Here is a 25385-nt window from a genome sequence, read left to right as displayed (position 1 = left end):
GGGCCGGTCCGGGCTTTGCTGGAGATCCGTCGAGCGGAAGGGATCTTCCTCATGAACCACCGGACACGAAGCCTGGCTGCCGTCGCCTGCGCCGTCGCCCTGGCCGTCCCCGCCCTGACCGTCCCCGCCCAGGCCACGCCTGTCTCCTCCACCGATACCGTCCGGGTCGCGGGCGCCGAGATCCCGGACACGCCGCTGGGCGACGCGCTGCGCTGGGTGCTGGACGCCGCCACGCGGACGCCGATCGGGCAGGCCGAGCTGGAGGCGCGCTTCGCCCCCGGGTTCCTCGCCGCGGTCCCCGCCGAGCGGATCAACGAGGCGCTGGCCGCCTACAAGGGCATCCAGGTGCGTTCGGTGCACGTCCAGCACGCGGGCGCGCTCGTGGCCGCCGTGGACCTGGGCGGCAGGCGCTACCTGCTGACGCTCGGCGTGAACGGCGCCGGGCTGATCAGCGGGCTGCTGCTGGCCGAGCCGCCCGAGCCGCGGCCCACGCCGGCGAGCTGGGGCGAGCTGGAGCGGCGGCTGCGCGCGGTCGCGCCGCGCACCGGGTTCGTCGCGGCCGAGGTCACCGGCCGGTCCTGCCGCCCGGTGCGGGGCGCCGCGGCGGGCGTGCGCCGGCCGCTGGGGTCGATGGTCAAGCTGTTCGTGCTCGGCACGGTCGCCGCGCAGATCAAGAAGGGCGCCTACCGCTGGGACACGAAGCTGACGATCACGCCGGAGCTGAAGAGCCTGCCGACCGGCCGGTTGCAGGACCTGCCCGACGGCAGCAAGGTGACGGTCCTGGAGGCCGCCAAGCTGATGATCTCGATCAGCGACAACACCGCCACGGACCTGCTCGTGCACCGGGCGGGCCGGCGGGCGGTCGAGCGGACGATGCGCGCCTGGACGAAGGGGCACGAGCGGCGCAACGAGCCGCTGCTGACCACCAGGGAGCTGTTCGCGCTCAAGGGCGCCCGCTATCCGGAGCTGGCCGAGCGCTATCTGGCCGAGGACACCCGGGGCAGGCGCGCGTTCCTGGCGGACGTGGTGGCGAAGGTGCCGCTGCGGGAGATCGCCGGGTGGCCGCGGCCGCGCGAGCTGGACACGATCGAGTGGTTCGCCTCGCCGATGGACGTCTGCCGCGCCCACGCGGGGCTGGCGAAGCTGGACGACGGCCGGATCGGCGAGATCATGTCGGCGAACGACGCCGGGCTCGGGCTGCCGGCGGACCGGTGGCGGGCGGCCTGGTACAAGGGCGGCTCGGAGCCGGGGCTGCTCGACATGAGCTTCAGCGCCACCACCAGGGACGGCAGGACGTACGTCGTGACGCTCATGGCGGTGAACCCGGGCGCGCCGTTCGACGACGACCGGACGGGCCAGGAGCTCCTGGCGCTGGCGCGGGGGGCGTTCGGGCTCATGGTGGAATAGTTGAAAACTAAACTGGGTTGACCGGAGCACGATCCCCGGCCGTAAGGAGCCCGAGATGCCCGCCGTGACCGTCGACAACCTCCTCACCCTCCCCCGCCTGCCCGAGCCGGTGGCCGGGACGCCGCAGCGCAAGGTGCTGGCCGTCGAGACGGCGCCCAGCGGCTTCGAGGGCGAGGGCTTCCCGGTGCGCCGGGCGCTGGCCGCGATCAAGCCCGCCTACCTGGACCCGTTCGTGATGATGGACCAGATGGGCGAGGTCGACTACGCGGCCGGGGAGCCCAAGGGCACCCCCTGGCATCCGCACCGGGGCTTCGAGACGGTCACGTACATGATCGACGGGGTGATGGACCACCTCGACTCCAACGGAGGCGGCGGCTCGATCACCAACGGCGACACCCAGTGGATGACCGCCGGGGCCGGCATCCTGCACAAGGAGGCGCCGCCGGAGTGGCTGGTGCAGCAGGGCGGGCTGTTCCACGGCATCCAGCTGTGGGTCAACCTGCCCGGCGCCAAGAAGATGACCGCGCCGAAATATCAGGACATCGGGCGCTCGTCCGTGGTGCTGCTCAGCAGCCACGACGGCAGCGCGCTGGTGCGCCTGATCGCCGGCGACCTGGCCGGTCACTCCGGGCCCGGCAGCACGCAGACGCCGATCACGCTGCTGCACGCCACGATCAGCCCCGGCGGCCGGCTCACGCTGCCGTGGCGCAAGGACTTCAACGCGCTGGCCTACGCCCTGTCGGGGCGCGGCACGGCGGGCGCCGACCGGCGGCCCCTGCACGGCGGCCAGCTCGCGGTGTTCAACGGCTTCGGCAACCGGCCCGGCCTGACCACCGACGGCGAGAGCATCACGCTGACCGCCAAGGACACGCTGGAGGTGATCGTGCTGGGCGGCGCGCCGATCGGCGAGCCGGTGGCCCACTACGGCCCGTTCGTCATGAACACCCGCGCCGAGCTCGTCCAGGCCTTCGAGGACTTCCAGGCGGGCCGGCTCGGCACCATCCCCGCCGGCCACTCCTGACCGGGGCCGCGACGAGGTCAGCGGTATGCAGGTGACTTCCAAGCGCCCGGCGGCAGGGTGGGCGGCGTGTCACGTACGGAACTCACCACGGAATTCACCACGGAACCCACCACCGCCCCGGCGGTCGCCGGGCGGCTGCTGGGGCTGCTGATCCCGGGAGCCCTGCTGATCTGGCTGGCGGCCACCGTCGTCCTGGTCGCCCTGCCGGAGCTGAAGGTGGCGCTCGGCCACGCCGGGACGCCCGGCACCGCGACGGTCGTGTCCTGCCAGGCCCTGGGCCAGGGGCGCTACGACTGCCGGGCGTCCTTCGTGTTCGACGACCGGTCGAAGGCGCCGATCGTCGTCGCCACCGTGCCGGACGCCGAGGCGGGCGAGGTCTTCCCCGCCGCGCTGACGCCGGCCGGTGACCGGGTGCTGCCGACCGGGGCGCGCGGCGTGTGGCGTCAGGCGCTGGTGCTGGGCGCACTCCCGCTCGGCGTGGCGCTCATCGCCGTGGTCACGGTCGTGATCAGGCGCCGTCACGCGCTCACTTGAGCGTCACGCAGGCCAGCCGGTCGCCCGCCGCGCCCGCGTCGGGGCCCGAGGACGTGGTGTGGCGGGTGTGGATCACCAGGGAGCCGGGCAGCCTGCCGGAGTCGAGCGACCAGGCGTTGCGCGCCGTGGCGCGGCCTGCCCCCGAGCTGTCGGTGGTGAAGTCGAGCCACACCTCGTTGCGCACGCTGGCCTGGCCGGGCTCGTGCTGGTAGTGCGGGCCGGCGTCCTCGCCGGTCTTGCCGCAGGGCTTGGTGTGCAGGTGGGCGCCGTAGGGGCGGGTCGGCAGCAGCCCCTCGACGACGAGGGAGGTGAGCGTCTGCCCGCCGGTGGACTCGGCGGTGACGCTGGCCTGCGCGCCGGCCGGGACGAGCTTGCGGTCGTAGGCGATGGCGGCGGTGTCGCCGTCGGTGAGCTCGCCGCCGCCGGTCAGGCGCACGTCGCCGGGGTCGGGGGCGTGCGCGAGCTGCGGCGGGGAGCCCGCGCAACCGGCCGCGAGCAGGACGAGCAGGAGTGCGGGCACGCGCATGGAGATCCCCCGGTCCGGGAGCCCGTACGGTCCGGGCTCGGCGAGGGCACCACTCTAACCAGTAGCCGCTCGGCTACGCACCGTGTTTCGCGGCGATGTCGTCGATCAGGGCGGCCAGGGTGAAGTCGAGCTCGGTGAGGCCGCCCTGATCGTGGGTGGTCAGCGCGAGGTGCAGGTCGCGCCAGCGGATGTCGATGTCGGGATGGTGGTTGAGCTCCTCGGCCCGGACCGCGATCTCGTCGACGATCCGGATGGCCGTGGGGAAGTCGGGAGCGCTGACCGTGCGCCTGATCTCGTCACCCTCGCGCCGCCACCGGGGCAGCTCGCGCAGCTTCTGCTCGACGTCCATGAGGCCACGTTACTTCAGCGCCCCCGCGCCGAGCCCCGACTGGATCTGGCGCTGGAAGATGACGTACACGACGAGCACCGGCAGGATCGTCATGCTGAGCGCGGCGAACAGGCTCGGCCAGTCGGCGTCGGCGCCCGCCAGCGTGGAGATGCTGGCGATGCCCTGGGTGATGACCCAGTCCTCCTCGTCGCGGGCGACGAGCACGAGCGGCAGCAGATACTGGTTCCACTGGCCGAGCACGTTGAAGATGGTGATGCTGATCAGGCCGGGCTTGGCCATCGGCACCATGATCTGGAAGAACGTCCGCGTATGGGAGGCCCCGTCGATCCTGGCCGCCTCGGCCACCGACTCCGGCAGCCCCCGGAAGAAGGCGGCCAGGAAGAAGACCGTGAACGGCAGCGAGTAGGCGATGTAGACCAGCACCAGGCCCGTGTGCGTGTAGAGCAGGCCGACCTGCTGCACGACGAAGAACAGCGGCCCGAGCGCCAGGAACACCGGGAACGCCATGCCCGCCACGAAGAAGTAGTAGATCAGCCGGTTGCCGGGGAACCGGTAGCGCGCCAGCACGTAGGCGGCCATCGACCCGAACACCATCGTGCCCAGCGTGCTGAAGAAGACCACGATCACCGTGTTCAGCAGGTAGCGCCCGACGTGGGCCTTGTCCCAGGCCCGCCCCCACGCCTCCCACCGCAGCGCGCCCGGGAGCTGCAGCGCGTCGCCGAAGATCTCGGCGTTGTTCTTGAACGAGGCCAGGAACGTCCACAGCAGCGGCAGGATGATCAGCAGCGCCCAGATGACCAGCGCGACGTGGGACAGCCCGCTGAGCAGGCTCGGCCGGGGCCTCGACAGGCGGCGACGACGCGTGGCCATCAGAACTCGATCCTTTCGCGCCGGGTGGTGCGCAGCGTCAGCACCGCGAACGTGACCGTGAGGAAGAACAGCGCCACGCCCATCGCGGAGGCGTATCCGTACTCGCTGTAGTTGAAGGCGGTCTTCCAGATCTGCACGGGCAGCACGTGCGTGGTGCCGTCGGGCTCGCCCTTGTCACCGGTGAGCACCTGGATCAGGGCGAAGCCGTCGAACGCGGCGATGCCCAGGTAGACCCAGCCGACCTGGACGGTGTCGCGCAGCAGGGGCAGCGTGATGGAGAAGAACAGCCGGAACCGGCCGGCCCCGTCGAGGGCGGCCGCCTCGAAGTAGTCCTTCGGGATGGCCGCCATGCCCGCCGAGAACAGCACCACGTAGAAGCCGACGGCCTGCCAGACCATCACCGCGATGACCGCCCACAGGGCGATGCTCGGCTCGACGAGCCAGCCCACCGGGTCGAAGCCCAGCTTGATCAGCACCCCGTTGACGACGCCGTACTCGTCGGGCCGGTAGATGGCCCTGAAGAGCACGCCGACCACGGCCACGGCCAGCACCTGGGGGAAGAAGAACACGACGCGGTAGAACTTCGACCCCCAGATGCCGCGCATCCCCGCGCCGTGCGACCCTCCGCCCAGGTTGATGAGGAAGGAGAAGAACAGCGCGATGACGATGGTCGCGAGCGGCAGCACCAGCAGCAGGATCCCGTGGTTGCGCAACGCCTGCCAGAACGCGTCGTCGTCAAAGAGCTTGGCGAAGTTCTCCAGTCCCACGTAGGCCGGGCTCGCCGCGTACCCGTCCCAGTCGGTCAGCGAGATCTGGAATGCCTGGATGTACGGGCTGATCACGAAGACCGAGTAGAGGACGACGGGGACGATCAGGAACCCGGCGATGAATCCGTACTTGCGCAGCCGCTCCATCGAACTATTCGCTCCGCGTCTGCTTGGAGACCTTCGAATCCTTCTTGATCTCGTCGGCCTTCTTCTGCACGTTGACGCAGAACTCCTCGGGGGTGCTGCGCCCGGCCATGACCACGTTCATCTGCTCGGTGGCGTAGTCGAAGAGCTCCTTGTACCAGCCTTCGAACCGGGCGTCGGTGATGATGTTCTGACCGGCGGCGTCCTGGGCCTTGGCGGCGCTCCGGAGCGCGGCGGGCAGGTCGACGCCCTCGGCGGCGCCGTTGACGACGGTGAGGTTCTGGGTCTTCTGGGTGAAGCCCTTGGCGCCTTCCTTCGACAGCATGAGGCGCAGGTACTCGAGGCCGCCCTGGGGGTTCTTGCCCTTGGCGCCGACGACGAAGTTCTCGCCCACGCCGACCTGGATGGCGCCGTACGGCATGACGTCGCTGGGGGTCACGTCGGGGATGGGGGCGATGGCGTACTCGAAGTCGTCCGGGATGTCCTTGACCATCTCGTTCTCGATCCACGAGCCGGTCGGGTAGAACAGCACCTTGTTCTGGAGCTGCTTGACCTGCGTCTGCGTGTGGTCGAGGCCGAAGTACGCCTTGTCGCCGTACTTCGCCTGGATGTCGACCCAGGCGGCGACGGCCTTCTTGACCGGGTCGGCGAGCCAGGCGTTGTCGACGAGGTTGTCGATGTCGATGATGACCTGGTTGCCGCCGATCTTGGCGGCCGTGTAGAGCATGTTCCACGTCTGGTAGTACGGGCCGACCTGTCCGGGGTAGGCGAACAGGACGATGCCCTCCTTCTTCGCCTGCTCGCCCAGGGCGGTGAACTCGGCCCAGGTCTTCGGCACGGTCCAGCCCTTCTGCTCGAAGAGCCGGGCGTTGTACCACAGGGCCCGGTGGGACACGGTGTAGTTGAGCACCAGGTCCTTGCCGTCGATCTTGGCGTTGGTGATCACGGCCGGGGTGACCGTGTCGCGGACCTTCTTGCTCGGGTCGTCGTAGGAGGGCGCGTCGAACAGCACCGTGAGGTCGGCCAGGTGGCCCTGGCCGGCGAGCGCCACGAGGTCCATCGACTCGGGGCCGGAGTTGTTGATCACGTCCGGCGCGTCGCCGCTGACGAAGCGCGGGCGGAGCTGGATGCCGATCTGCTGGGTGGCGTTGTGCTTGATCGTGGCACCGGGGAACGCCTTCTTGTACAGCGGCTCGTGGATCTCCTTGGCGTAGGCGTCGGTGTAGCCGCCGCTGAAGATCGTTACCTCGAGCGGCTTGTTCGGGTCGACGCCGAAGGGGTTCTTCGGGTCGGCCGAGGCCGCCAGCGTCGTGGCGGGGGCCGCAGAAGACGGGGTACCGCCCCCGCCGGCCGTCGCGCAAGCGCTCAGCAGTCCCGCGCCGGGACCTGCGACGAACGCGGTGAGGCCGATCCGGCGCAGAAGCTGGCGCCGCGTGATCTCTCCCGGGTGGGTCATGGGGGGCTCCTGAAGAGAAGGGACCGAATTAGGAAAGTTTCCTAAACGTGCGCCCGAACGTACGAACGCACCTGGATACGCGTCAAGAGGGTGCAATCGAGACGTGACCTTGCCGTGATCCCTTGCCTAGAACCGGATTCTAGAAGCAGAGTGGTCCGCATGATCGAGGAGTACGCGGACAGGGTCTGGCGCGGCGACGCCGACGACAGCATCGTGGACATGGGACAGGGTGGCCGGGGTGTCGTCAATATAGGCGATGGCCTGGGGTGGTGGTCCGGCTTCGGCAACGTGACCGCCTTCGAGACCGAGGGCTCGCTGGCGCTGTTCGACACCGGCAGCCCGTTCTCTGCGGGCAGGCTGCACGAGGACGTCCGGGCGTGGAGCCGGGCGCCGCTGTCCGCGGTGTTCTACTCCCACGGGCACATCGACCACGTCTTCGGAACCGGGCCTTTCGAGGAGTCGGGCCCCAGGGCGACGGTGTACGCCCACGAGGCGGTGCTGGACCGATTCCAACGATATTTGCTCACTAATGGTTACAATGCGGTCATCAATCAGCGGCAGTTCCAGGCAAGCAACCTGCGCTGGCCCACCGCCTACCGCCACCCCGACGTCACCTACCGTGACGCCCTCACCGTGCGGCTCGGCGGGCTCACCTTCGAGCTGTTCCACGCCAAGGGCGAGACCGACGACGCCACCGTCGCCTACGTGCCCGAACACCGGCTGCTGCTGCCCGGCGACCTGTTCGTCTGGGTGACGCCCAACTGCGGCAACCCGCAGAAGGCGCAGCGCTACCCGCGCGAGTGGGCGCAAGCGCTGCGCCGGATGGCCGCCCTGGACGCCGAGATCATGCTGCCCGGCCACGGCGCGCCGGTCTTCGGCCGCGACCGCGTCCGGCAGGCGCTGCTGGAGACCGCCGAGTGGCTGGAGTCGCTGGTCGCCCAGACGCTCGACCTGCTCAACGCGGGCGTCCGGCTCGACGACATCGTCCACGCCGTACGGCCGCCCGCCCACCTGGCCGACCGGCCGTACCTGCGGGCCCGCTACGACGAGCCCGAGTTCGTGGTGCGCAACCTGTGGCGGCTCTACGGCGGCTGGTACGACGGCAACCCGGCCCGGCTCAAGCCCGCCCCGGACGCCGTCCTGGCCAAGGCGGTGGCGAAGCTGTCCGGCGGCCCCCAGGTGCTCGCGGACGCGGCTCTGAAGGCCCTCTCGGACGGCGACGACCGCCTGGCGGGCCATCTGGCCGAGATGGCCGCGCAGGCCGCTCCGGACGACACGGGCGTGCACCGGGTGCGCGCCGAGGTCTTCGCCGCCAGAGCCGCGCGGGAGGCGTCGCTGATGGCCAGGGGCGTGTTCGAGTGGGCCGCCTCAGAGTCGCGCGGCCGCCTCTAGGTGCGCGCGGGTCTCGGCGAAGGCCAGGTCGGTGCCCTCCAGGGCGCGGGCCACGTCCTCGTCGGTGTGGGCGGCCGACATGAACCAGTTGTGCCACGGGTGCACGTAGACCCCGTGGCGCAGGCAGGCGTCGCTCCAGTACAGGGCCGTGGACAGGTCGGCGTCGCCGTCGAAGCTCAGCCACGGGATCGTCACCGGCCCGGTCTGCCTCACGGCGAACCCGTGCGCCGTGGCCTGCGCGTACAGGCCCTCGCGCAGCAGGGTCCCGGTCCGTTCCATGTGGGCGATGCCGGAGGTGTCGCGCAGCGTCTCGATCGTGGCCTTGGCCGCCGCCATGGCCACCGCCGAGAACCAGAACGACCCCGTCGAGTACAGCGACTGCGCCGCGCCGCGCAGCGCGTCGGTCCCGGTCACGGCGGCGATCGGGTAGCCGTTGGCCATCGCCTTCGACCAGGCCGTCAGGTCGGGCCTCACCCCGTACGGCTCCCACGACCCGCGCAGGTCGATCCGGAACCCGGCCCGCACGTCGTCGATCACCAGCGCCGCCCCGAGCCGGTCGGCCAGCGCCCGCGCGCCGCGCGCGAACGCGGGCTCCACCAGCTCCTGGTCCTCGAACGAGTCGTGCTTGAACGGCGTCACGATGATCGCCGCCACGTCGCCCTCGACGGTGGCCGCGGCGGCCTCCAGCGACTCCAGCGAGTTGTAGGCGAACTCGACGAGGTCGGCCCGCTCGTTCGGGGTCGTGCCCGCGGTGGAGGGCGTGCACCACGGGTCGGCGCCGTGGTAGGCGCCGTGCGCCATGAGCACCTTGGCGCGCCCGGTGGCGGCCCTGGCGACCATGAGCGCCTGGGTGGTGGCGTCGGTGCCGTTCTTGGAGAACATCGCCCAGTCGGCGCTCGGCACGGTGTCGACCAGCAGCTCCGCCAGCTCCACCATGATCGGCCCCGGCCCGTTGAGGCAGTCGCCGCGGGCGAGCTGCCTCGCCGCGGCCTCCTCCACGCGCGGGTGCCGGTGGCCCAGCACGACGGGGCCCCAGCTGCACATGAAGTCGATGTACTCGCGCCCGTCCGCGTCCCACTGCCGGCAGCCCTCGCCGCGCTCGAAGAACTGCGGGTAGCCCGGGGCGAAGATGGCCGCGTTGAGGTGCCCGTACATGCCTCCGGGGACGACCTTCAGCGCCCGCTGCCGGAGTTCGGCGTCAGTCATGGAGCTTCCTTCAGGTGAGGAGGGCCAGGGTCGAGTCGAGGTCCTTCAGGCCGGCGTCGGAGCCGAGCCCGGTGGCCACGCGGCCCGCCGCCGCGGTGCCCCAGCGGGCCGCCGTGCGCACGTCCCGCCCGTGCAGCAGGCCGGTGATGAAGCCCGCGCAGTACGCGTCGCCGCAGCCCGTGGTGTCGGCCACCGGCGTGTCGAGCGCCGGGACGAGCTCGTCGGCCTCGGCGGTGACGACGAGGCTGCCGCCCGCCCCCAGCGTCACCAGGACGCCGCGCGGCCCGTCGGCCAGCAGCGCGGCGGCGGCGGCCCGCACGTCGCGCTCGCCGGTCATGAGCAGCGCCTGGGCGTCGTTGGGCAGCACGTAGTCGACGTGCGGCAGGAAGGCCCGCGCCGGGCCGAGCAGGTCGGCCATCTCCGACAGCGGGTCCATCGTGACGATCGTGCCGCCGGCGCGCACCTCGTCGAGCAGCGCGAAGAACGCCGGGTCGCCCAGGCCGAACGTCACGTCCACGCCGCCGAGATGGATCGCGCGGGCGGCGCGCAGCGCCTCGGTGTCGAGGTCGGCGGGCGTGAGGCCGAGGTTGGCGCCGGGCACGTGGAAGCTGGGCCGGCCGCCGTCGGGCCTGATCGGCAGGATGGAGGCGGCCGTCTGCTCGCCGGGCCGGCGCGCCAGCCGGGTGACGTCCACGCCGCGCCTGGTCATGGTGGCGATCAGGAAGTCGCCGAGCTCGTCGTCGCCGACGGCGCCCATCGAGACGACCTCGTGGCCCAGCTTGACCAGGTCGACGGCGGTCCCGGCGGCGGCGCCCGCGGCGGTTAGCCTGATCTGGTCGACCAGGACGGTGTCCTGCCCGTCGGGGATGCGCTCGACGGGCCTGGCGAGGATGTCGACGATGTGCACGCCGACCGTGACGACGGTCATGGACTAAATAGACAGACGTCCGAATAAAAAGTCAATATGCTGGGGACGGGACGAAGGAGGGGCCCATGCCGAAGATCGTCGACCATGAGCAGCGCCGCCGCGAGGTGCTGTCGGCGGCCCGCCGGGTGATCGTCAGGGACGGCATCGACGCCGCCACCACCCGCGCGATCGCCAAGGAGGCCGGCTATTCCAACGGCGTCCTGGCGCACTACTTCACCGACAAGGACGAGATCCTGCTCTCGGCGCTGCGCCAGTCGCACCAGCGCATCCGCGAGCGCCTGGCGCGCAAGGTCGAGGGCGTGTCCGGGCTGGCCGCGCTGCGCGAGCTGCTGCTCGACAACCTGCCGCTGGACGCCGAGCGCACCCAGGAGACGCGCCTGGAGGTGAGCTTCTGGAGCCGCAGCCTGGCCTCCGAGCTCCTGGCCGACGTGCAGCGGGCCGAGGCCGCCGAGCTGCGCACCGCCGTGCGCGCCCTGCTCGCCCAGGCCAGGCTCGCGGGCGAGCTGACCACCGAGGCCAACCTCGACGACGTGGCCGAGCAGTTGCTCGCCCTGGTCGACGGGCTCAGCCTGCATCTGCTGCTCTACCCCGAGCGGCTGCGCCGGGTGGACCTGGAGCGGCTGCTCCTGCAGTTCGTCGACCAGCTCTAGCCGTAAGTCGGACGACCGACTAGGTTGCCGGGCATGAACCTGCGCGAGGAGCTGTGCGCCTACGGCCGCAGGGCCGTCGAGCTCGGCCTGGTCATCGGCACGTCGGGCAACCTGAGCGTGCGCGACGGCGACCGGGTCGCGGTGACGCCGTCCGGGGCGGCGCTCGACCGGCTCACCCCCGACATGTGCCCGGTCGTCGACGTCGAGGGGCACCTGCTGGAGGGCGAGCTGCAGCCGTCCTCCGAGACGCCCATGCACCTGGCGATCTACGAGGCCACCGACGCTCGGGCCGTCGTCCACACCCACTCGATGTTCGGCGCCGTGGTGGCCACGACGATGACCGAGCTGCCGCCGGTGCACTACAACGCCCTGACGCTCGGCGGCACGGTCAGGGTCGCCCCGTACGCCACCTACGGCACGCCCGAGCTGGCCGCCGGCGTGCGCGAGGCGCTGGCGGGCAAGCGGGCCGCGCTGATGGCCAACCACGGCGGCGTGACCATCGGCGCGACCCTGGAGGAGGCGTTCGAGGCGGCCCGCCTGCTGGAGTGGCTGTGCGAGCTCTACGTGCGCGGCCTCGGCGTGGGCAGGCCCGCCGTCCTCACCGAGGACCAGCTCGCCGCCGTGGTCGAGCGCGCGCTCAACCCGCCGCGGTTCCCGCGCCGTTAGCCGCGATCTCCGCCAGCCCCAGCGGCAGCCCGCCGGACCCCGCGATCCGGTCGTGGAAGGACTTCAGCGACCCCTGGTACGACTCCCGGATGCGGTCGATCTCGATCGCCCCGGTCAGGTAGGACGGCGCCTGCGTGGGCCAGGCGCAGTAGCGGTTGACCTCGCCCTGGGCGGTGCCGGGCGACAGCGACGCCTTGGTGGCCATGAACGTCTCGGCCTGCTCGATCGTCATGTCGTCGCAGTGCAGCGCGGTGTCGACGACGATGCGGGCGGCGCGGAAGATCCGGCAGTCGAGGTGGGCCAGCTCGGTCGCGGGCGTGTCGAAGTAGCCCTGCTCGTGCAGCAGCTTCTCGACGTAGAGCGCCCACCCCTCGCTGAAGTACGGCGTCCTGAACACCTTGCGCACCGCGCGCGGGTTGGCCGCCATGTGCGACAGGTGCCAGTGGTGCCCCGGGTACGCCTCGTGCACGGCGATCGAGGGCATCTGGGCCCGGCTGTTGGTCCGCAGGCGCTGGCGTACCTGCTCGGGGGTGAACCCGTCGGGCGTGTACGGGACGAAGAAGACGCCGGTGCGTGAGCAGGTGAGGGGCGGCGGGGCCAGGTAGTGGGCCACCGACAGGACGGGGCGGCTGTAGACGGCCGACGGCAGGACCAGGCACTCCTCGCCCTCGGGGAAGGTGACGAGGTCGCGGTCGCGGACGAAGTCGCGGGCGCGCAGCGTCTCGGCCTCGTACTCGGCGCGCATCTCCTCCAGGGTCGCCGGGTGGTCGTCCATCAGCGTCTCCATGGCGGCCCGCCAGTCCTGGGAGCCGTTGACGCGCACCGACACCTCGCGCATCCGCTCGTCGAGGGAGTCCCAGGCGGCCTTGCCCTTCTCGTGCAGCTCGGCGGCGCCGTAGCCGAGCAGTTCGCGCTCGCGCAGCAGCGTGCTGTAGAGGTGCTCGCCCATCCGCCAGGTGCCGCCGCAGGAGAAGCCGTCGAGGAAGGCGACGAGGTCGTCGAAGGCGTCGGCGGCCGGGGCGGCGGCGTCGGCCAGCTTGGCGCGCAGGTCGGGGTCGGCGACCATGCCGGGGACGGTCTCGGTGAGGAACGCGCGGCCGGTGCGCGCCTGCTTGAGCCCGCGCTCGACGAGCAGGGGCGCGGCCAGGACGGGGTCGAGGTTGGCGCGGCAGGCGGCGAGCACGCCGGGCACCTCGGCCAGCCGGGAGATCGCGGCGGCCACCAGCTCGGGCTCGGGCTTGAGCCGCTGCTGGAAGGGCGTGAAGAAGGAGGAGAAGACCGGCGCCAGGTAGGCGGCGGGGTCGCGGCGCCACTCGGCCCAGTTGGCCAGGGCGATGGACCCTCTCAGGTGGGACAGGACCAGGTCGCGGTCGATCGCGTCGTCCAGGGTGGCCGCCTCGCGGGTGCGCAGGCGCTGCAGCCAGAGCACCTGCTCGCGTTCGCGGGCGGTGAAGCCCTCGGCGGTGAAGTCGCCGAGCGTGTGGTCGTAGCCGTCGGCCCCGAGGGTGCTGGCGATGACCGGACGTCCGGAAAAGTACCAATTGAGAAAGTCGTCCACCAACGCACAATATCCTGAGCAAATGCCCCTTCAGATCACCGGCGCGCTAGGCGATCCCGACCTGATCAGGCTCCCCTGGGAGCTTCCCCTCGAACAGTGGCCCCAGCACCATCTCGTCGACCTCCCGCGCGGCATCTCGCGGCACGTGGTGCGCTTCGCCCGGCTCTCCGGCAAGGTGTACGCGATCAAGGAGATCAGCGAGCGCTACGCCAAGCGCGAGTACCAGCTCCTGTGGGACCTGGCCCGGCTCGACGCCCCCGCCGTCGAGCCCGTCGCGTACGTCACCGGCCGCGACGAGGGGCTGGACGCGGCGCTGATCACCCGGCACCTGCAGTTCTCGCTCCCCTACCGGGCCGTCATGTCCGGCACGCTGCGGCCCGACACGCTCACCCGGCTGCTGGACGCGCTCGCGGTGCTGCTGGTGCGGCTGCACCTGAACGGGTTCTTCTGGGGGGACTGCTCGCTGTCCAACACGCTGTTCCGCCGGGACGCGGGCGCGTTCGCCGCCTACCTGGTCGACGCGGAGACCGGCGAGATGCACCCGATGATCAGTGAGGGCCAGCGGCTCGGCGACATCGACGCGGCGCACACGAACATCTTCGGGGAGATGCTCGACCTGGAGGCCGGCGGGCTGCTGCACCCGTCGATCGACCCGATGGAGACCGCCGAGGACGTGGTCAACCGCTATCACCGGCTGTGGGCGGAGATCACCCAGGACGAGATCATCGAGGAGGTCGACTGGCACCGCGTCGAGCAGCGCATCCGGCGGCTCAACCTGCTCGGCTTCGACGTGGCCGAGATGATGGTCCGGCGCAAGGTCGGCACCGGGCGCCTCATCGTCCGCCCCAAGGTCGTCGACGCCGGTCACCACCAGCGGCGGCTGCTCCGGCTGACCGGCCTGGACGCCGAGGAGAACCAGGCGCGGCGGCTGCTCAACGACCTCGACGGGTTCCGCGTGGCCAAGGGGCTGCGGCACGAGGACGAGGCCATCGTGGCGCACCGGTGGCTGGCCGAGGTGTTCCAGCCCACGCTCGCGGCCATCCCCGCCGAGCTGCGCGGCAAGCTGGAGACCGCCCAGCTCTTCCACGAGATCCTCGACCACCGGTGGTACCTGTCGGAGGCCGAGGGGGGCGACGTCGGGCTGGCGGCGGCGGTCAAGTCGTACGTGGACAACGTGCTGGTGTTCAAGCCTGACGAGAAGGCTTTACTGCCGGACGAGACTCCGAATATGAATTAAATTCCACAATGGCACGATAAATCCGTCGCGGTTGGGTTTTTCTTACTCCGGGCCATATAGATCCTTATCTTGTGGAAATTGCTGTCAGTCCGCTCTCCCTAAGCTGATCGCGTGCTGGGACTGGACGGCTGCCTGACCGAGGTCATGGCGATACCGGGAGCGCTGGACGCGATGCTCGTGGACCACACGAGCGGCATGGCGGTGGCCGCCAGCGCCTTCCCGCCCGGCGCGGACGCGGAGAAGTCCGCCGCCGCGCTGACGGAGACGCTGCGCGCCACCGTCGACGGGCTGGCGCGCGCCTGCCCGGGCGACACCGTGCGCGTCGAGGACGTGCTCATCACCACGGACAAGGGCCACCACCTGCTGCGTCCGCTGGACACGCTCTTCGACGGGCCGCTGGTGATCTACGTCCGGCTGGACCTGGAACGCGCGAACATCGCCCTGGCGCGGCACCGGCTGCGCGCTATCTCCGCCGAACTGCTGGCGTGACGGCATGCCACCCCTGGACACGCACCTGGCCGGGCTGGCCCGCGAACGCTCCACGGGCGCGCTGCGGGTCGGCCGGGCCGGCACGATCTACCTCGACGCCGGGCGGATCACGTACATGGAGTGCGCCCGCACGCCGGGCGCCGAGCGGCTGCTCGCCTCCCGGGGGCGCGTGTCGGAGGCCGCGCTGCGGCGCACGCAGGCCGACGGCGGGTGCGAGCGGCTGCTGCGGGAGGGGCCGGTCACGCTCGGCGAGCTGCAGTACTGCGTGCTCGGCGCGGTGCTGGACGCGGCGTTCTTCCTGCTGCCCGCGGCGGGGCCGCGGCCGAAGTTCCGGCCGGGCGAGCGGCACTGGCTGGGCGGGCGCTGGTACTTCGACGTGGCGGGGCTGGTCCGCGAGTGCGCGCGCCGCCGCGCCCACCTGGCGAGCGTCTGGCCCGACGCCGCCGTCGACACCTCACCGGTACGGGTCTCGCCCCGGCTGCGCGGGCAGGGCGTGACGCTCACCGACGTGCAGTGGGAGGTCGTGGTCGCCGCCGACCAGGAGGCCACGCCGCTCGACCTGGCCAGGCGGCTGGGCCGGACGGGCTACGCGGTCATGCTCGCGGTGCGGCGGCTGGCCGCGGCCGGGCTGCTGCTCCCCGACGAGCGGGCCGCCCTGCCCAGACGCGCCAAGCGGCAGCCGAAGCCGGGCCCGCAGGACGCCGGGGAGCCCGCGGAGCCCAGGCAGCAGGTGGACGTGGCCCTGCTGCTGCGGCTGAGGAAGGCGCTGGAAGAACTGGCGTGAGGATCGCTCACGCCGGGACGATCACAACGAACGGAGGACGACATGGCCGGCATGGACATCTCGCTCAAGGAGATGATGACGATCGACGGCTCGATCGGCGCGGCGATCGTCGACCACGGCAGCGGCATGGCGCTGGGCACGCTCGGCGGCTCCAAGGACCTGGACCTCCAGGTGGCGGCGGCCGGCAACACCGAGGTCGTCAAGGCCAAGCTGCGCACGATGGACTCGCTCGGGCTCAAGGACGCGATCGAGGACATCCTCATCTCGCTCAGCGGCCAGTATCACATCATCCGGCCGCTGACCGGGCGCGGCGGCAAGGGCCTGTTCCTCTACCTGGCCCTCGACCGGAGCCGGGCCAATCTGGCCCTGGCCAGGCACCAGCTCCGGGCCATCGAGGAGAAGCTGGAGGTCTGAGACCCGGTGGCTCGTGCCCGGGGCGTCGGCGGGCACGAGCCACCGTCACACGCGGGAGGTGAGCCGCGTCACGGCGGCGACGATCCCGGGCCAGAGCGCGCGGGGAAGGTCGTGCCCCATGCCGGGGAACGTCAGCAGCTCGGCCCCCTCGATGGCCGCCGCCGTGGCGCGCCCGCCCTCGACCGGGACGAGCTGGTCGTCCTCGCCGTGCACGACCAGCGTCGGCACCTTGACGGCCGCCAGGCCCTCGGTGCGGTCGCCGGAGGCCATGATCGCGGCGAGCTGGCGGGCCGTGCCCGGCGGGTCGAAGCAGCGGTCGAAGGCCAGGCCGGCCAGCCGCAGGACGCGCTCGCGGTCCATCTCGTAGCCCGGCGAGCCGATCACCGACCAGGTCTTGAGCGCCTGCTCCAGGACCGCCTCCCGGTCGGCCGGCGGCGCGCCGAACAGCACCGCGCCCGCGGCCTCGGTCGGCGGGGCGACCGCGGGGCCGGTGGTCGACATGATCGAGGTGAGGGTGAGCACCCGTTCCGGGTGGCGGATGGCCAGCGTCTGGGCGATCATGCCGCCCATCGACGCGCCCATGACGTGCGCCGCGGGCCAGCCGAGCGCGTCCATGAGCCCGGCGGCGTCGTCGGCCATGTCGTCCAGCAGGTACGGGGCGGCGCCCCGGAAGTCGGGCACGCCCGCCTCGTGGAAGTGCGTGGACAGACCGGCGTCGCGGTTGTCGAACCGGACGACGTGATGCCCCTGGTCGGCCAGGGCCGTGCAGAGGTCGTCGTCCCAGTGGATGAGCTGGGCGCCCAGCCCCATGATGAGCAGGAGCGGGCGCCCGTCAGGTGAGCCGAAGCTCTCGTAGGCGAGGTCGATGCCGTTCGCCGAGGCGTGGGTGGTCACGGATACTAGAATTACCTTCTAATTCGTCCCGCGTAAAGCGCGCCCGGCCTCCCCTGCGGAAGGCTCAGGCGCCCGGCCGGGGGACGGCTCGGACGCCTGAGCTCCTGGCTGGGTCAGCTGCCCGTCAGGGTCAGCGGCCCATCAGCTTGCGGAGACGGTCACGGCCCAGGATCACGCCGCCACCGGCCAGGGCGAGACCGCCGGCCAGCACGGCGCCGCCGACGCCACCGGTCTCCTCGCCGGCCGCCGCGGCGGCGGGCTTGGAGCCGCCGCCCGCGGGGCGCTCGCTCGCGGTGTACGCGGCCGGGGCGACGCCGCCGCTGCCGGGAGCCTCGACGCGGGGCTTGTTCTCCTCGGTCTTCTTCTCGGCCAGGATGGTCGGCGGCTGGGCCGGGTTGCGGTCCACGCGCGACCAGGCGCCGGTCGAGAAGGCCACGGGGTGGTTCTTCTTGCCCACGCCGTCGCCCCACTTGGTGATGACGTACTGGACCTCGATGTGGCCCTTGCCGCCGTTGCCGTCGACCATCAGCGTGTTGGAGTTGAACTTGCCGCCGGTCAGCTCGGCGAACGTCTTGGCGTCCAGGTCGAGCATGACGCCGTTGTTGGACGGGTTGCCGGGACCGCGGTCACCCACGAAGAAGGGCATCTTCTTGCCCTTGTAGACGACGTAGCCCTCGGTCATCAGCGGCCAGCTCGGGCTGGCGGCCAGGCCCTTCTGCATGGGCTTGCCACTGGCGGGCAGACCCGTGTCACCGGCGCGGCCGGAGGAGTCGTCCCAGAAGTAGGACGCGGTGGTCGCGCCCTTCAGCAGCACCTTCTGGCTCTCGTCGACGTCGGCGTGGGCGGCGCCGGCCCCGAAGGCGAGGGCGCCGGCGGCGGTGGCGGTGAGCAGGGCGAAGGAACGCATGCCGATACGAGCAGACATGAAAAAGTAAAGTCCTTTGTTAGGCAATGGGGAAAAGCGCTCACTCAGAAGGGCGTAGCCGGGCAGAACGCCAAACGGTCGCTACGCGGAGCGCGAGAAGTTCGGGGAAGTGGTGCCGCTCAGCGGGCGCGGGCTGGGGGTACGACGCAGCGGTACATCACAGGTAGGGTGTCCTCTCCATCTCGCCTACCGGGTTAGCTGACGGGTTCGGGCGTGGAGATGCCCTACCGGCCGCGAGGGCCGGATTCACCCCAGAAGTTGGGTCCCCGGTTCCCGTGAGGGATTCGGCGCCAGGTGGCCGCCTCTTCCTGGTGAAGGGCTAGGTCACCACCTGGTAACGCCACCCAATGTATATGCCAAACCGGACAAACGCAAAGGTAACACCATGAATCAGGCGAAGATCTACCTAGGAGGGTCAAGAAAAGGGGGGGCACGGCATTGCCGTACCCCCCTGAAACGCCAGGATCTCAGCCGCCGCTCTTGCGCCTGAAAGATCGCTTGCTGGCAGCCGGCCCGTGTGCCCCGTGAATCTTCGCGGCGTCGGCGCCCCTGCCACCCGCGCTCGTGCCCGCGGCCTGGTTGCGCTTGCGCTCCAGCGCCTCGCGGAACTTGCGCTTCATCTCGTCCTCGGGAGTCTCGCTGACTTCCGGCTCCGGTGTTTCCGCCATGGAGGACCTCCTGGTGTTGAGGGACGTACACAGCTTCGCACGATCGCCCACACGGCGCGAAACCGGGACGGCCGCCCAGCGGTTAGGGTGAGCCTGTGCGCGCACGCGATCTCGTCAGCGACTTCCCGACCGTGACGCTCGACACCCGCGCGGCCGACGCCGCCCGGCTGCTGGCCGAGCACGGGCTGCCGGGGCTCATCGTGCTCGACGACGACGGCCGTCCGCGCACGATCCTGCCCGGCACCCAGGTGCTGCGCCTGGCCGTCCCCCGCTACTGCCTCGACGACCCCGCCCTGGCCAGGGTCGTCGACGAGGAGCACGCCGACGCGTTCATGCGCGGCCTCGGCGAGCGCACGGTCCGCGAGACCCTGCCCGAGCAGCCGCGCGAGCTGCCCATCGCCGACGGCGACGCCACCCTGCTGGAGCTGGCCGCGCTCATGGCCCGCACGCACAGCCCGCTCGTCGCCGTCGTCGACGACGGCGCCCTGCTGGGCGGCGTCACGCTCCAGGCGCTGATGGGCCAGTCGCTGCCGCACTAGCTCCTTGGTGTTGCCTTGACCCGATGGCGGGCAGATTCCGGTCATGGTGAGCCCGCTCGGCCGGGATCTCGCGATCGATCTCGGCAGTGTCAGCACCCAGATCCACGCACGAGGCCGGGGCATCGTGCTCAACGAGCCCACGGCCGTCGCGCGAAGTCCCGAGACGGGCCGGGCTGTCAGGTTCGGCGCCCAGGCCGTCTGCTGCGGCGACACCTGCTGGCCGGTGCGCGGCGGCATGCCGGGAGACCCCGAGCTGGCCCGGCTCCTCATCCGCCACTTCGTGCACAGGGTGCACAAGTTCACCAGGCCGCGCCTGGTCATGGCCCTGCCCGACGGCTGCTCGCCGATCGTCGCGCGGACGCTCGGCGACCTGGCGTACGAGGCCGACGCGCGCGGCGTGGTCCTCGTGCCGCACGCGCTGGCGGTGGCCCTCGGGGCCGGAGTGGCGCTGGACGAGCCCGCCGGCGCGATGGTCGTCGACATCGGCCCCGGCCTCACCAGGATCGCCGTCCTGGCGGGCGGCGACGTGGTGACGGCCGCGTCCACCGGCGTCGGCGGCGACGACATGAACCGCGCCATCGCCCGCCTCGTCGAACACCGGCACGGCATCCTCATCAGCGAGAGCGAGGCCGAGGCGGTCAAACGCGACGCCGGAACCGCCTGGAAGCCGCTGCACCGCCAGGTCCTCGTCCACGGCCGCGACCCGGAGACCGGGTGCGAGCGCGTGGTCGCGGTCCCGGTGCACGATCTCTACGAGGCGACCAGGCAGCCGGTCGACGCGATCGTCCGGGCCGCCAGCCGCGCCGTGGAGCACTGCCCGCCCGAGCTGGCCGCGGACCTCGGCGAGCGCGGCGCCACGCTCGCGGGTGGCGGCTCCCTGCTGCGCGGCCTGGCCCGGCGGCTGCGCACCGCCCTGGCCATCCCGGTCCGCCGCGCCGACCAGCCGGTCGAGACCGTCGCCCTGGGCCTGGCCCGCTACGTCGACCGCCGACGGCCCGGACGCACGCCCTAGCCGGTCTACTCCTGGGAGGCCGTGCGCAACGCCCGGTAGAGCAGGCGCGGGTCGCCCAGATGGTGGCGCAGCAGCTTCTCCAGGCCGCCGATCGGGACGAGGTTCTGCGGGGCGCGCGGGTCCTTGTAGTCGACGCCCGCCAGCGGCGGCAGCGCCAGCGTGAGCTCGTCGGCCAGCCGCGTCACCTGGGCGGGCTCCAGCTCGGCGCTCGCCTCGCACCGCGCGATCCCCGCCCACGGGGTCGAGGACCGTACCGGAAGCCGGACGTACCAGGCGTGCCGCCGCCAGCTCGTCCCCATGAGGAACACCGGCGTGCGCTCCCCCGGCGCGAGCGCCGACACGACCGCCGACTGCGGCGGCGGCAGGTAGGCGGTGTGGTGGGTCTTGATGTAGCCGACCGTGTTGGGCAGATGGGTGCGCCCGCGCAGCGGGCCGTCGACCAGCAGCAGGTCACTCGTGCCGGCCCGGTGCCTGACGGCCAGGTCCACCTCCAGCTGGGTCACCTGGCGCTGGAGCGCCAGCGACAGCTCCTCCATGCTGGAGTCGGCCGCCCGCCCGGGCCGGTAGACGGCGTGCGCCGTCTTGACCTCCGGCGCGTACGGCGACGCGCTGATCAGCGAACGGCCGATCTCGATCGCCGCCAGATCCGCGCCACCCGGCCCGCAGCGGACGATGCCCGCCGCGAACGAGGCCGCGATGCCCGGCAGCGGCATCGGCGCGTCGGCGTCCGACACCCACACGCGGGCGTCGATCCGCCGCACCCCGTCGGCCACCAGCAGCGTGTCGGGCGCGTCCACGCCGGGGCCCGGCCGGACGGGCTTCCAGTCGGCCGCCGGGCGCTCGACGTCCAGGATCAGCTCGGCGCTCGTCGTGCCCAGCTCCGACAGGGCCTCCACGGCCAGCGCCGCCGCGTAGCCCGGATCCCACGGGTCGACGGTGAACCCGGTCATGGGCCCACCCGGCGCACGTGCGAGCCCTCGGTGTCACGGCTGACCTCGAACCGTACGGGCACGCGCTCCGCCAGCGCCGGGACGTGCGTGACGACGCCCACCATGCGCTCCTGGCCCGAGGCGAGCCGTTCGAGCGTGGTGGCCACCGTGTCGAGCGTGGCAGGGTCCAGGGTGCCGAAGCCCTCGTCCAGGAAGATCGACTCCAGCCCGCGGGCGACCGTGCCCGACAGCGCCAGGGCCAGCGCCAGCGCCGCCTGGAACGTCTCGCCGCCCGACAGCGTGCGGGCGCTGCGCCGCATCCCCGCCTCCGCGTGGTCGATCACCTCGATCTCGCTGCGGCTGCCCAGAACGAGCTCGTACTGCCCGTCGGACAGCTCCCGCAACGTGTCGGACGCGGTGGCGACCAGCAGCGCCAGCGCCTCGGCGCACAGCCAGCGCTCGAACGCGTTGGCGCGCAACCGCAGGTCCAGCTCGTGCGCCACCTGGGCCGCCTGGTCGTGCTCGGTCACCTCCGCGGTCAGCTCGGCCACCTTCGCGCGATCCTCGCGGATGCGCTCCAGCGCCGCCTCCGACCTGGTCACGGCCGCCGCCACCGCGGCGGCGAGCTGGTCCGGCCCCCCGGCCCCACCTCCCGGTACGGGGACGCCGTGGGCGGTGAGGCGGTCGAGGAGCGCGGCCCGTTCGGCGTCACGCCTGGCCGCCAGCTCGGCCAGGGCCCGCTCCGTCTCGTCGACGACCACCCGGGTGGCGATGCCCGCCTGGTTGCGCCACTCGATCAGGTCGCTCCAGGCGTGATGCAGATCGGCCCGGTCCACCGGTGGCGGCGCCTCCGCGTGCCCGCCCAGCGTGAGCAGCCGGTCCCGGGCGGCCTCCAGGGCGCGCCAGGCGTCCTCGCCCTGCCGCGCCGCCCGCACCGCGCGCGTCCGTGCCTGCTCCAGCCGGGTCCGGCAGCCCCGCGCCGCCGCCCGCGCCTCCGCGGCCACCTTCTCCGCCTTCCCCATGTCGGCCAGCCGCGTTTCGATGAACCCCCGGACCACGTCGCCACGCGACCCCCGCGAGCCCTCCACAGGGACGGCACCCCGTACGGACCGGCCACCCCCGGAAGAGACCGCCCCACCGGAAGGGGCGGCGCCCAGGACGGCACCACCCGAAGGGGCGACCCCGTCTACGGAGCGGTCCCCCTCCGGAGCGCCGACCCCGCCAGACGCAGAGGCCCCGCCGGACGCGGAAGCCCCACCCGAAGGGGCAGCGTCCTCTGGGGTGGCGGCGTCGAGTCCAGGACCAGCCCCGTCCGAAGGGGCGGCGCCGCTTACGGGGCGGGCGCCCTCCGGGGAGGCCACCCCGCCGGGCGCGGAGGCCCCGCCGGGCGCGGAGGCCCCGCCGGGCGCGGAGGCCCCGTCGGATGCGGTGGTTCCGTCGGGGTTGGTGGGGGTGGGGAGGCCGTAGGGGTGGAGGGGGTGGAGGGCGGCGGCGCAGGCGGCGCGGTGGTGGGCGAGGTCGGCGTCGAGGCGGGCGGCCTGGTCGGCGAGCATCGCGGCGGACGTCTCGGCCTTGCCGTGCTCGGCCCGCGCCTGGTCGGCGTCGCCGCGGGCGACGGACACGGCGCGCTCGGCCGTACCGAGGTCGGACAGGGCGCCGTGGCTGGGCGGGTCGGTGACGGGGCGCAGGCAGACGGGGCAGGGGTCACCGGCGGTCAGGCGGGCGGCGAGCCCGGCGCCCGCCTGGGCGTCGCGGAGCCGGTCGCGGGCGGTCTCGGCGGCGGCGAGCCGGTCGCGGGCCTCGGCGAGGCGGGCGGCGAGCGCGGGGACGCGGGCGGCCGTCTCGGCGGCGGTGGCGTGCGCGGCGGCGGCGGCCCGTTCGGCGCGGTCGAGGGCGTCGAGGGCGGCCAGCGCGGCAACGAACGCGGCGCGGTCGCCCAGGCCGGCGAGCGCCGCCTCGGCGGCCTGCTCGTCGGCGGCGAGCGTGGCGGCCTCGGCCTCCAGCGCGGTGACGGCGTCGGCGGCCTCGCGGGCGGTGGCGGCGAGGGTGGGCACCTCGGGCGGCATGGTGAGCGAGCGGAGCGCGGTGATGCGGTCGGTGAGCGCGGCGAGCGCCTCGCGGGTGCGCTGGTGTTCGGCGTCCCTGGCGCGCAGCAGCTCCAGGTCGGCGCCGATGCCGTCGGCTAGCGCGCGCAGCGAGCCGGCGCGCTCCCGCGCCTCGCGCTCGGCCTCGTCGGTGGCGCCGGACAGCTTGGCGAGCTGGTTGCGGGCGAAGGTGGCCGCCTGCCTGGCCTGCTCCTCCTCGGCCGCCGCGCGCTGCCGGATGCGGTCGTAGACGTCGGCGTCGAGCAGCTGGACGAGCAGGTCCTGGCGCTCGCGGGGGGCGGCGTGCAGGAACTCGGCGAAGCGGCCCTGGGGCAGCACCACGCACTGGGTGAAGAACCGGTATTCGAGCCCGGTGACGCGCTGGACCTCGGTGGTGACGTTCTCGCCTTCGGCGACGGGCCTGGCGACCTCGTCGAAGCCGGTGGCGCCGGGGGTCAGCTCGTCGAGCCTGGCCTCCTTGGTGCGCACGGTGCCCTTGCTGTCGCGGACCAGGGCGCGCACGACGCCGTAGCGGCGTCCGCCGCTTTCGAAGACGAGGCCGACCTTGCCGGCGGCGGCGGAGGGGGCGAGCGCGTGGGCGATCACGTTCTCCTTGCCCCAGCGCGGGACCGTCCCGTACAGGGCGAAGCAGAGGGCGTCGATGATCGTGCTCTTGCCCGCGCCGGTGGGGCCGACGAGGGCGAAGTAGTCGGTGTCGGCGAAGGAGATCTCGGTCGCGCCGCGGAAGCTGCCGAAGCCTTCGACGTGCAGCAGCAGGGGTCGCATCAGCCGGTCACCTCGTCGTGCAGGCGGTCGAACAGGGTGGCCACGCGCTCGTCCTCGCGCCCGGAGTCGGCTAGGTAGGCGCGGAACAGCTCGCGCGGGCTGCGGGCGGCGGAGCCCGGCCTGCGTACGGCGTGCACGGGCCGGAACCGTTCGTCGATCACCACGTCGACGGCGCCGGGCAGCAGTTCGCGCACCTGGTCGGCGAGGCCGACGCGGGGTTTCTCCTCGACGACCACCTTGAGCCAGTCGTCGCCCGCCTCGACGGTCTCCAGCTGTTCCAGCGTGCCCCGTACGGTGCGGAGCCGGCGGGCGCCGGGGAAGGCGACCTCGCGGACCACGGCGGGGCGGCCGGGGGCGACGTCGACGAGCAGCGCGCCGGGCTCGTTGCCCTCCTCGCCGAAGTCGACGGCGATGGGCGAGCCGCTGTACCAGATCGGGCAGGGGCCGGGGATCTGCTGGCGGCGGTGCAGGTGGCCGAGGGCGGCGTACTGGGTGGCGGGCGGGAAGGCGGTCGGCTCGAAGTAGTAGGAGAAGATCGACTGGGCTTCGCGTTCGCCGCCGCCGAACCGGCCGCCGGGCAGGGTGCCGTGGGTGGTGATCAGGTTGACGGTGTCGCCGGTGAAGCTCGCGGTGAGCGCGCCGATGAGCTCGCCGATGCGGGCGGCGTAGTCGCGGTTGTGCTCGGCGGCGGTGCCGGTGAGCACCTCGGCGGCGCGCACCACGTAGCGGTGGGACAGGAAGGGCAGCACGGCCAGCCGCACCGGCTCGCCGGAGCGCGCGGTGAAGGAGAGCGTGCCCCCGGCGTCGGGGCGGCGGAAGGCGCCCACGACGTGCAGGCCGAGCGCGCCGAGCACCGGCCGGTAGACCTCGAACAGCGGCGCGCTGTCGTGGTTTCCGGCCAGCACCACCACGTCGCGGCCGTCCTCGCGCAGCGCCATGAGGGCGGGCAGCACCAGGGACTGCGCCTCGGGGGTGGGCGCGGAGGTGTCGAACAGGTCGCCGGCGACGATGACGGCGTCGACGTCCTCGGCGCGGGCGGTGGCGACCAGCTCGCGCAGCACCTGCCGGTGCTCGTCGGCGCGCGAGCGGCCTTTGAGCACCTTGCCCACGTGCCAGTCGGCGGTGTGCAGGATCTTCACGTGGTCACCTC

26 protein-coding genes and 1 riboswitch are annotated in these 25385 nt (G+C 72.5%); of the genes, 12 read left to right on the top strand and 14 right to left on the bottom strand.

The annotated features are described in order from the left end of the window. Positions 1–51: 51 nt before the first annotated feature. The 3 genes from AB0J53_RS20375 to AB0J53_RS20365 all read left to right on the top strand — a co-directional run bounded on the left by AB0J53_RS20375 (position 52) and on the right by AB0J53_RS20365 (position 2962). Positions 52–1407, top strand: coding sequence for a serine hydrolase (locus tag AB0J53_RS20375; RefSeq protein ID WP_364174321.1), 1356 nt, complete (start codon positions 52–54; stop codon positions 1405–1407). A 55-nt stretch (positions 1408–1462) separates the two neighbouring features. Beyond that, complete coding sequence (locus tag AB0J53_RS20370) at positions 1463–2428, top strand: pirin family protein (protein ID WP_219513668.1); 966 nt, start codon at positions 1463–1465, stop codon at positions 2426–2428. Positions 2429–2494: 66 nt separating this feature from the next. Further along, complete coding sequence (locus AB0J53_RS20365) at positions 2495–2962, top strand: hypothetical protein (RefSeq protein WP_364174318.1); 468 nt, start codon at positions 2495–2497, stop codon at positions 2960–2962. On the opposite strand, the gene AB0J53_RS20360 is transcribed toward AB0J53_RS20365, so the two are convergent. The 5 genes from AB0J53_RS20360 to ngcE all read right to left on the bottom strand — a co-directional run bounded on the left by AB0J53_RS20360 (position 2955) and on the right by ngcE (position 7074). Continuing rightward, positions 2955–3488 (bottom strand): superoxide dismutase, encoded by a 534-nt coding sequence (locus AB0J53_RS20360; RefSeq protein ID WP_364174315.1) that lies wholly within the window; start codon positions 3486–3488, stop codon positions 2955–2957. The two genes, AB0J53_RS20365 and AB0J53_RS20360, sit on opposite strands and share 8 nt — an antisense overlap. A 73-nt stretch (positions 3489–3561) precedes the next feature. Next, positions 3562–3837, bottom strand: a complete 276-nt coding sequence (locus tag AB0J53_RS20355) for a 4a-hydroxytetrahydrobiopterin dehydratase (RefSeq protein ID WP_219513680.1) — start codon at positions 3835–3837, stop codon at positions 3562–3564. Positions 3838–3846: 9 nt separating this feature from the next. Beyond that, entirely contained in the window at positions 3847–4707 is an 861-nt protein-coding gene (locus tag AB0J53_RS20350; RefSeq protein ID WP_364174312.1) for a carbohydrate ABC transporter permease, read from the bottom strand. Beyond that, complete coding sequence (locus AB0J53_RS20345; RefSeq protein WP_219513690.1) at positions 4707–5621, bottom strand: sugar ABC transporter permease; 915 nt, start codon at positions 5619–5621, stop codon at positions 4707–4709. Before AB0J53_RS20345 ends, AB0J53_RS20350 begins: the two co-directional genes overlap by 1 nt. 4 nt (positions 5622–5625) lie before the next feature. Further along, positions 5626–7074 carry an N-acetylglucosamine/diacetylchitobiose ABC transporter substrate-binding protein gene (gene ngcE / locus AB0J53_RS20340; protein ID WP_364174308.1) on the bottom strand — a complete coding sequence of 483 codons (1449 nt, stop codon included), beginning with the start codon at positions 7072–7074 and terminating at the stop codon, positions 5626–5628. A gap of 159 nt (positions 7075–7233) precedes the next feature. Here ngcE and AB0J53_RS20335 point away from each other — a divergent pair, with 159 nt between their 5' ends. Next, positions 7234–8466, top strand: coding sequence for an alkyl sulfatase dimerization domain-containing protein (locus AB0J53_RS20335; RefSeq protein WP_364174305.1), 1233 nt, complete (start codon positions 7234–7236; stop codon positions 8464–8466). On the opposite strand, the gene AB0J53_RS20330 is transcribed toward AB0J53_RS20335, so the two are convergent. Next, complete coding sequence (locus AB0J53_RS20330) at positions 8443–9672, bottom strand: aminotransferase class III-fold pyridoxal phosphate-dependent enzyme (protein ID WP_364174303.1); 1230 nt, start codon at positions 9670–9672, stop codon at positions 8443–8445. The two genes, AB0J53_RS20335 and AB0J53_RS20330, sit on opposite strands and share 24 nt — an antisense overlap. 10 nt (positions 9673–9682) lie before the next feature. After that, positions 9683–10600 carry a carbohydrate kinase family protein gene (locus AB0J53_RS20325; protein ID WP_219513710.1) on the bottom strand — a complete coding sequence of 306 codons (918 nt, stop codon included), beginning with the start codon at positions 10598–10600 and terminating at the stop codon, positions 9683–9685. 65 nt (positions 10601–10665) lie between these two features. Here AB0J53_RS20325 and AB0J53_RS20320 point away from each other — a divergent pair, with 65 nt between their 5' ends. After that, entirely contained in the window at positions 10666–11250 is a 585-nt protein-coding gene (locus AB0J53_RS20320; protein WP_364174300.1) for a TetR/AcrR family transcriptional regulator, read from the top strand. Positions 11251–11283: 33 nt separating this feature from the next. Next, a complete protein-coding gene (locus tag AB0J53_RS20315) occupies positions 11284–11916 on the top strand; it encodes a class II aldolase/adducin family protein (RefSeq protein WP_364174297.1) in 633 nt (210 codons plus the stop codon). Here the strand turns inward: AB0J53_RS20315 and AB0J53_RS20310 are convergent. Next, complete coding sequence (locus tag AB0J53_RS20310; RefSeq protein ID WP_364174294.1) at positions 11888–13474, bottom strand: DUF885 domain-containing protein; 1587 nt, start codon at positions 13472–13474, stop codon at positions 11888–11890. The genes AB0J53_RS20315 and AB0J53_RS20310 overlap by 29 nt on opposite strands. A 22-nt stretch (positions 13475–13496) precedes the next feature. On the opposite strand from AB0J53_RS20310, the gene AB0J53_RS20305 reads away from it, so the two are divergent. The 4 genes from AB0J53_RS20305 (at position 13497) to AB0J53_RS20290 (ending at position 16398) form a co-directional block, all read left to right on the top strand. Continuing rightward, complete coding sequence (locus AB0J53_RS20305) at positions 13497–14711, top strand: DUF4032 domain-containing protein (protein WP_219513719.1); 1215 nt, start codon at positions 13497–13499, stop codon at positions 14709–14711. Between the two features lie 111 nt (positions 14712–14822). After that, positions 14823–15200: a roadblock/LC7 domain-containing protein gene (locus AB0J53_RS20300; protein WP_219513725.1), complete on the top strand. Its 378-nt coding sequence runs from the start codon at positions 14823–14825 to the stop codon at positions 15198–15200. 4 nt (positions 15201–15204) lie between these two features. Further along, positions 15205–15984: a hypothetical protein gene (locus AB0J53_RS20295; protein WP_364174290.1), complete on the top strand. Its 780-nt coding sequence runs from the start codon at positions 15205–15207 to the stop codon at positions 15982–15984. A gap of 42 nt (positions 15985–16026) precedes the next feature. After that, the gene (locus AB0J53_RS20290) at positions 16027–16398 is read left to right on the top strand and encodes a hypothetical protein (RefSeq protein WP_357585559.1); all 372 of its coding nucleotides are present in this window, start codon (positions 16027–16029) and stop codon (positions 16396–16398) included. A gap of 45 nt (positions 16399–16443) precedes the next feature. On the opposite strand, the gene AB0J53_RS20285 is transcribed toward AB0J53_RS20290, so the two are convergent. From AB0J53_RS20285 to AB0J53_RS20275, 3 genes are all read right to left on the bottom strand, one after another. Next, entirely contained in the window at positions 16444–17292 is an 849-nt protein-coding gene (locus AB0J53_RS20285) for an alpha/beta hydrolase (RefSeq protein WP_364174287.1), read from the bottom strand. Positions 17293–17422: 130 nt separating this feature from the next. After that, the gene (locus AB0J53_RS20280) at positions 17423–18217 is read right to left on the bottom strand and encodes a hypothetical protein (RefSeq protein ID WP_364174284.1); all 795 of its coding nucleotides are present in this window, start codon (positions 18215–18217) and stop codon (positions 17423–17425) included. Positions 18218–18385: 168 nt separating this feature from the next. Beyond that, a riboswitch (cyclic di-AMP (ydaO/yuaA leader) is annotated at positions 18386–18517 on the bottom strand. Positions 18518–18684: 167 nt separating this feature from the next. Then, positions 18685–18885: a DUF5302 domain-containing protein gene (locus AB0J53_RS20275; RefSeq protein ID WP_219513739.1), complete on the bottom strand. Its 201-nt coding sequence runs from the start codon at positions 18883–18885 to the stop codon at positions 18685–18687. A 95-nt stretch (positions 18886–18980) separates the two neighbouring features. Here AB0J53_RS20275 and AB0J53_RS20270 point away from each other — a divergent pair, with 95 nt between their 5' ends. Both AB0J53_RS20270 and AB0J53_RS20265 read left to right on the top strand, forming a co-directional pair. After that, positions 18981–19424 carry a CBS domain-containing protein gene (locus AB0J53_RS20270; RefSeq protein WP_219513741.1) on the top strand — a complete coding sequence of 148 codons (444 nt, stop codon included), beginning with the start codon at positions 18981–18983 and terminating at the stop codon, positions 19422–19424. Between the two features lie 43 nt (positions 19425–19467). After that, positions 19468–20436 carry a rod shape-determining protein gene (locus AB0J53_RS20265; protein WP_364174280.1) on the top strand — a complete coding sequence of 323 codons (969 nt, stop codon included), beginning with the start codon at positions 19468–19470 and terminating at the stop codon, positions 20434–20436. A gap of 5 nt (positions 20437–20441) precedes the next feature. Here AB0J53_RS20265 and AB0J53_RS20260 read toward each other — a convergent pair whose 3' ends face one another. The 3 genes from AB0J53_RS20260 to AB0J53_RS20250 are packed head-to-tail and all read right to left on the bottom strand — an operon-like array spanning position 20442 to position 25374. After that, complete coding sequence (locus AB0J53_RS20260) at positions 20442–21386, bottom strand: hypothetical protein (RefSeq protein WP_364174277.1); 945 nt, start codon at positions 21384–21386, stop codon at positions 20442–20444. Next, the gene (locus AB0J53_RS20255; protein ID WP_364174274.1) at positions 21383–24235 is read right to left on the bottom strand and encodes an AAA family ATPase; all 2853 of its coding nucleotides are present in this window, start codon (positions 24233–24235) and stop codon (positions 21383–21385) included. The genes AB0J53_RS20260 and AB0J53_RS20255 overlap by 4 nt, the downstream gene beginning before the upstream one ends. Next, entirely contained in the window at positions 24235–25374 is a 1140-nt protein-coding gene (locus tag AB0J53_RS20250; RefSeq protein WP_357585547.1) for an exonuclease SbcCD subunit D, read from the bottom strand. Before AB0J53_RS20250 ends, AB0J53_RS20255 begins: the two co-directional genes overlap by 1 nt. Positions 25375–25385 lie beyond the last annotated feature (11 nt).

Origin of the sequence: Nonomuraea sp. NPDC049725 (genome assembly GCF_040674795.1) — a bacterium.
Lineage (GTDB): Bacteria > Actinomycetota > Actinomycetes > Streptosporangiales > Streptosporangiaceae > Nonomuraea > Nonomuraea ceibae.
The sequence above is the reverse complement of the archived record's forward strand: the minus strand, read 5'-3'. Positions and strand labels throughout refer to the sequence as shown.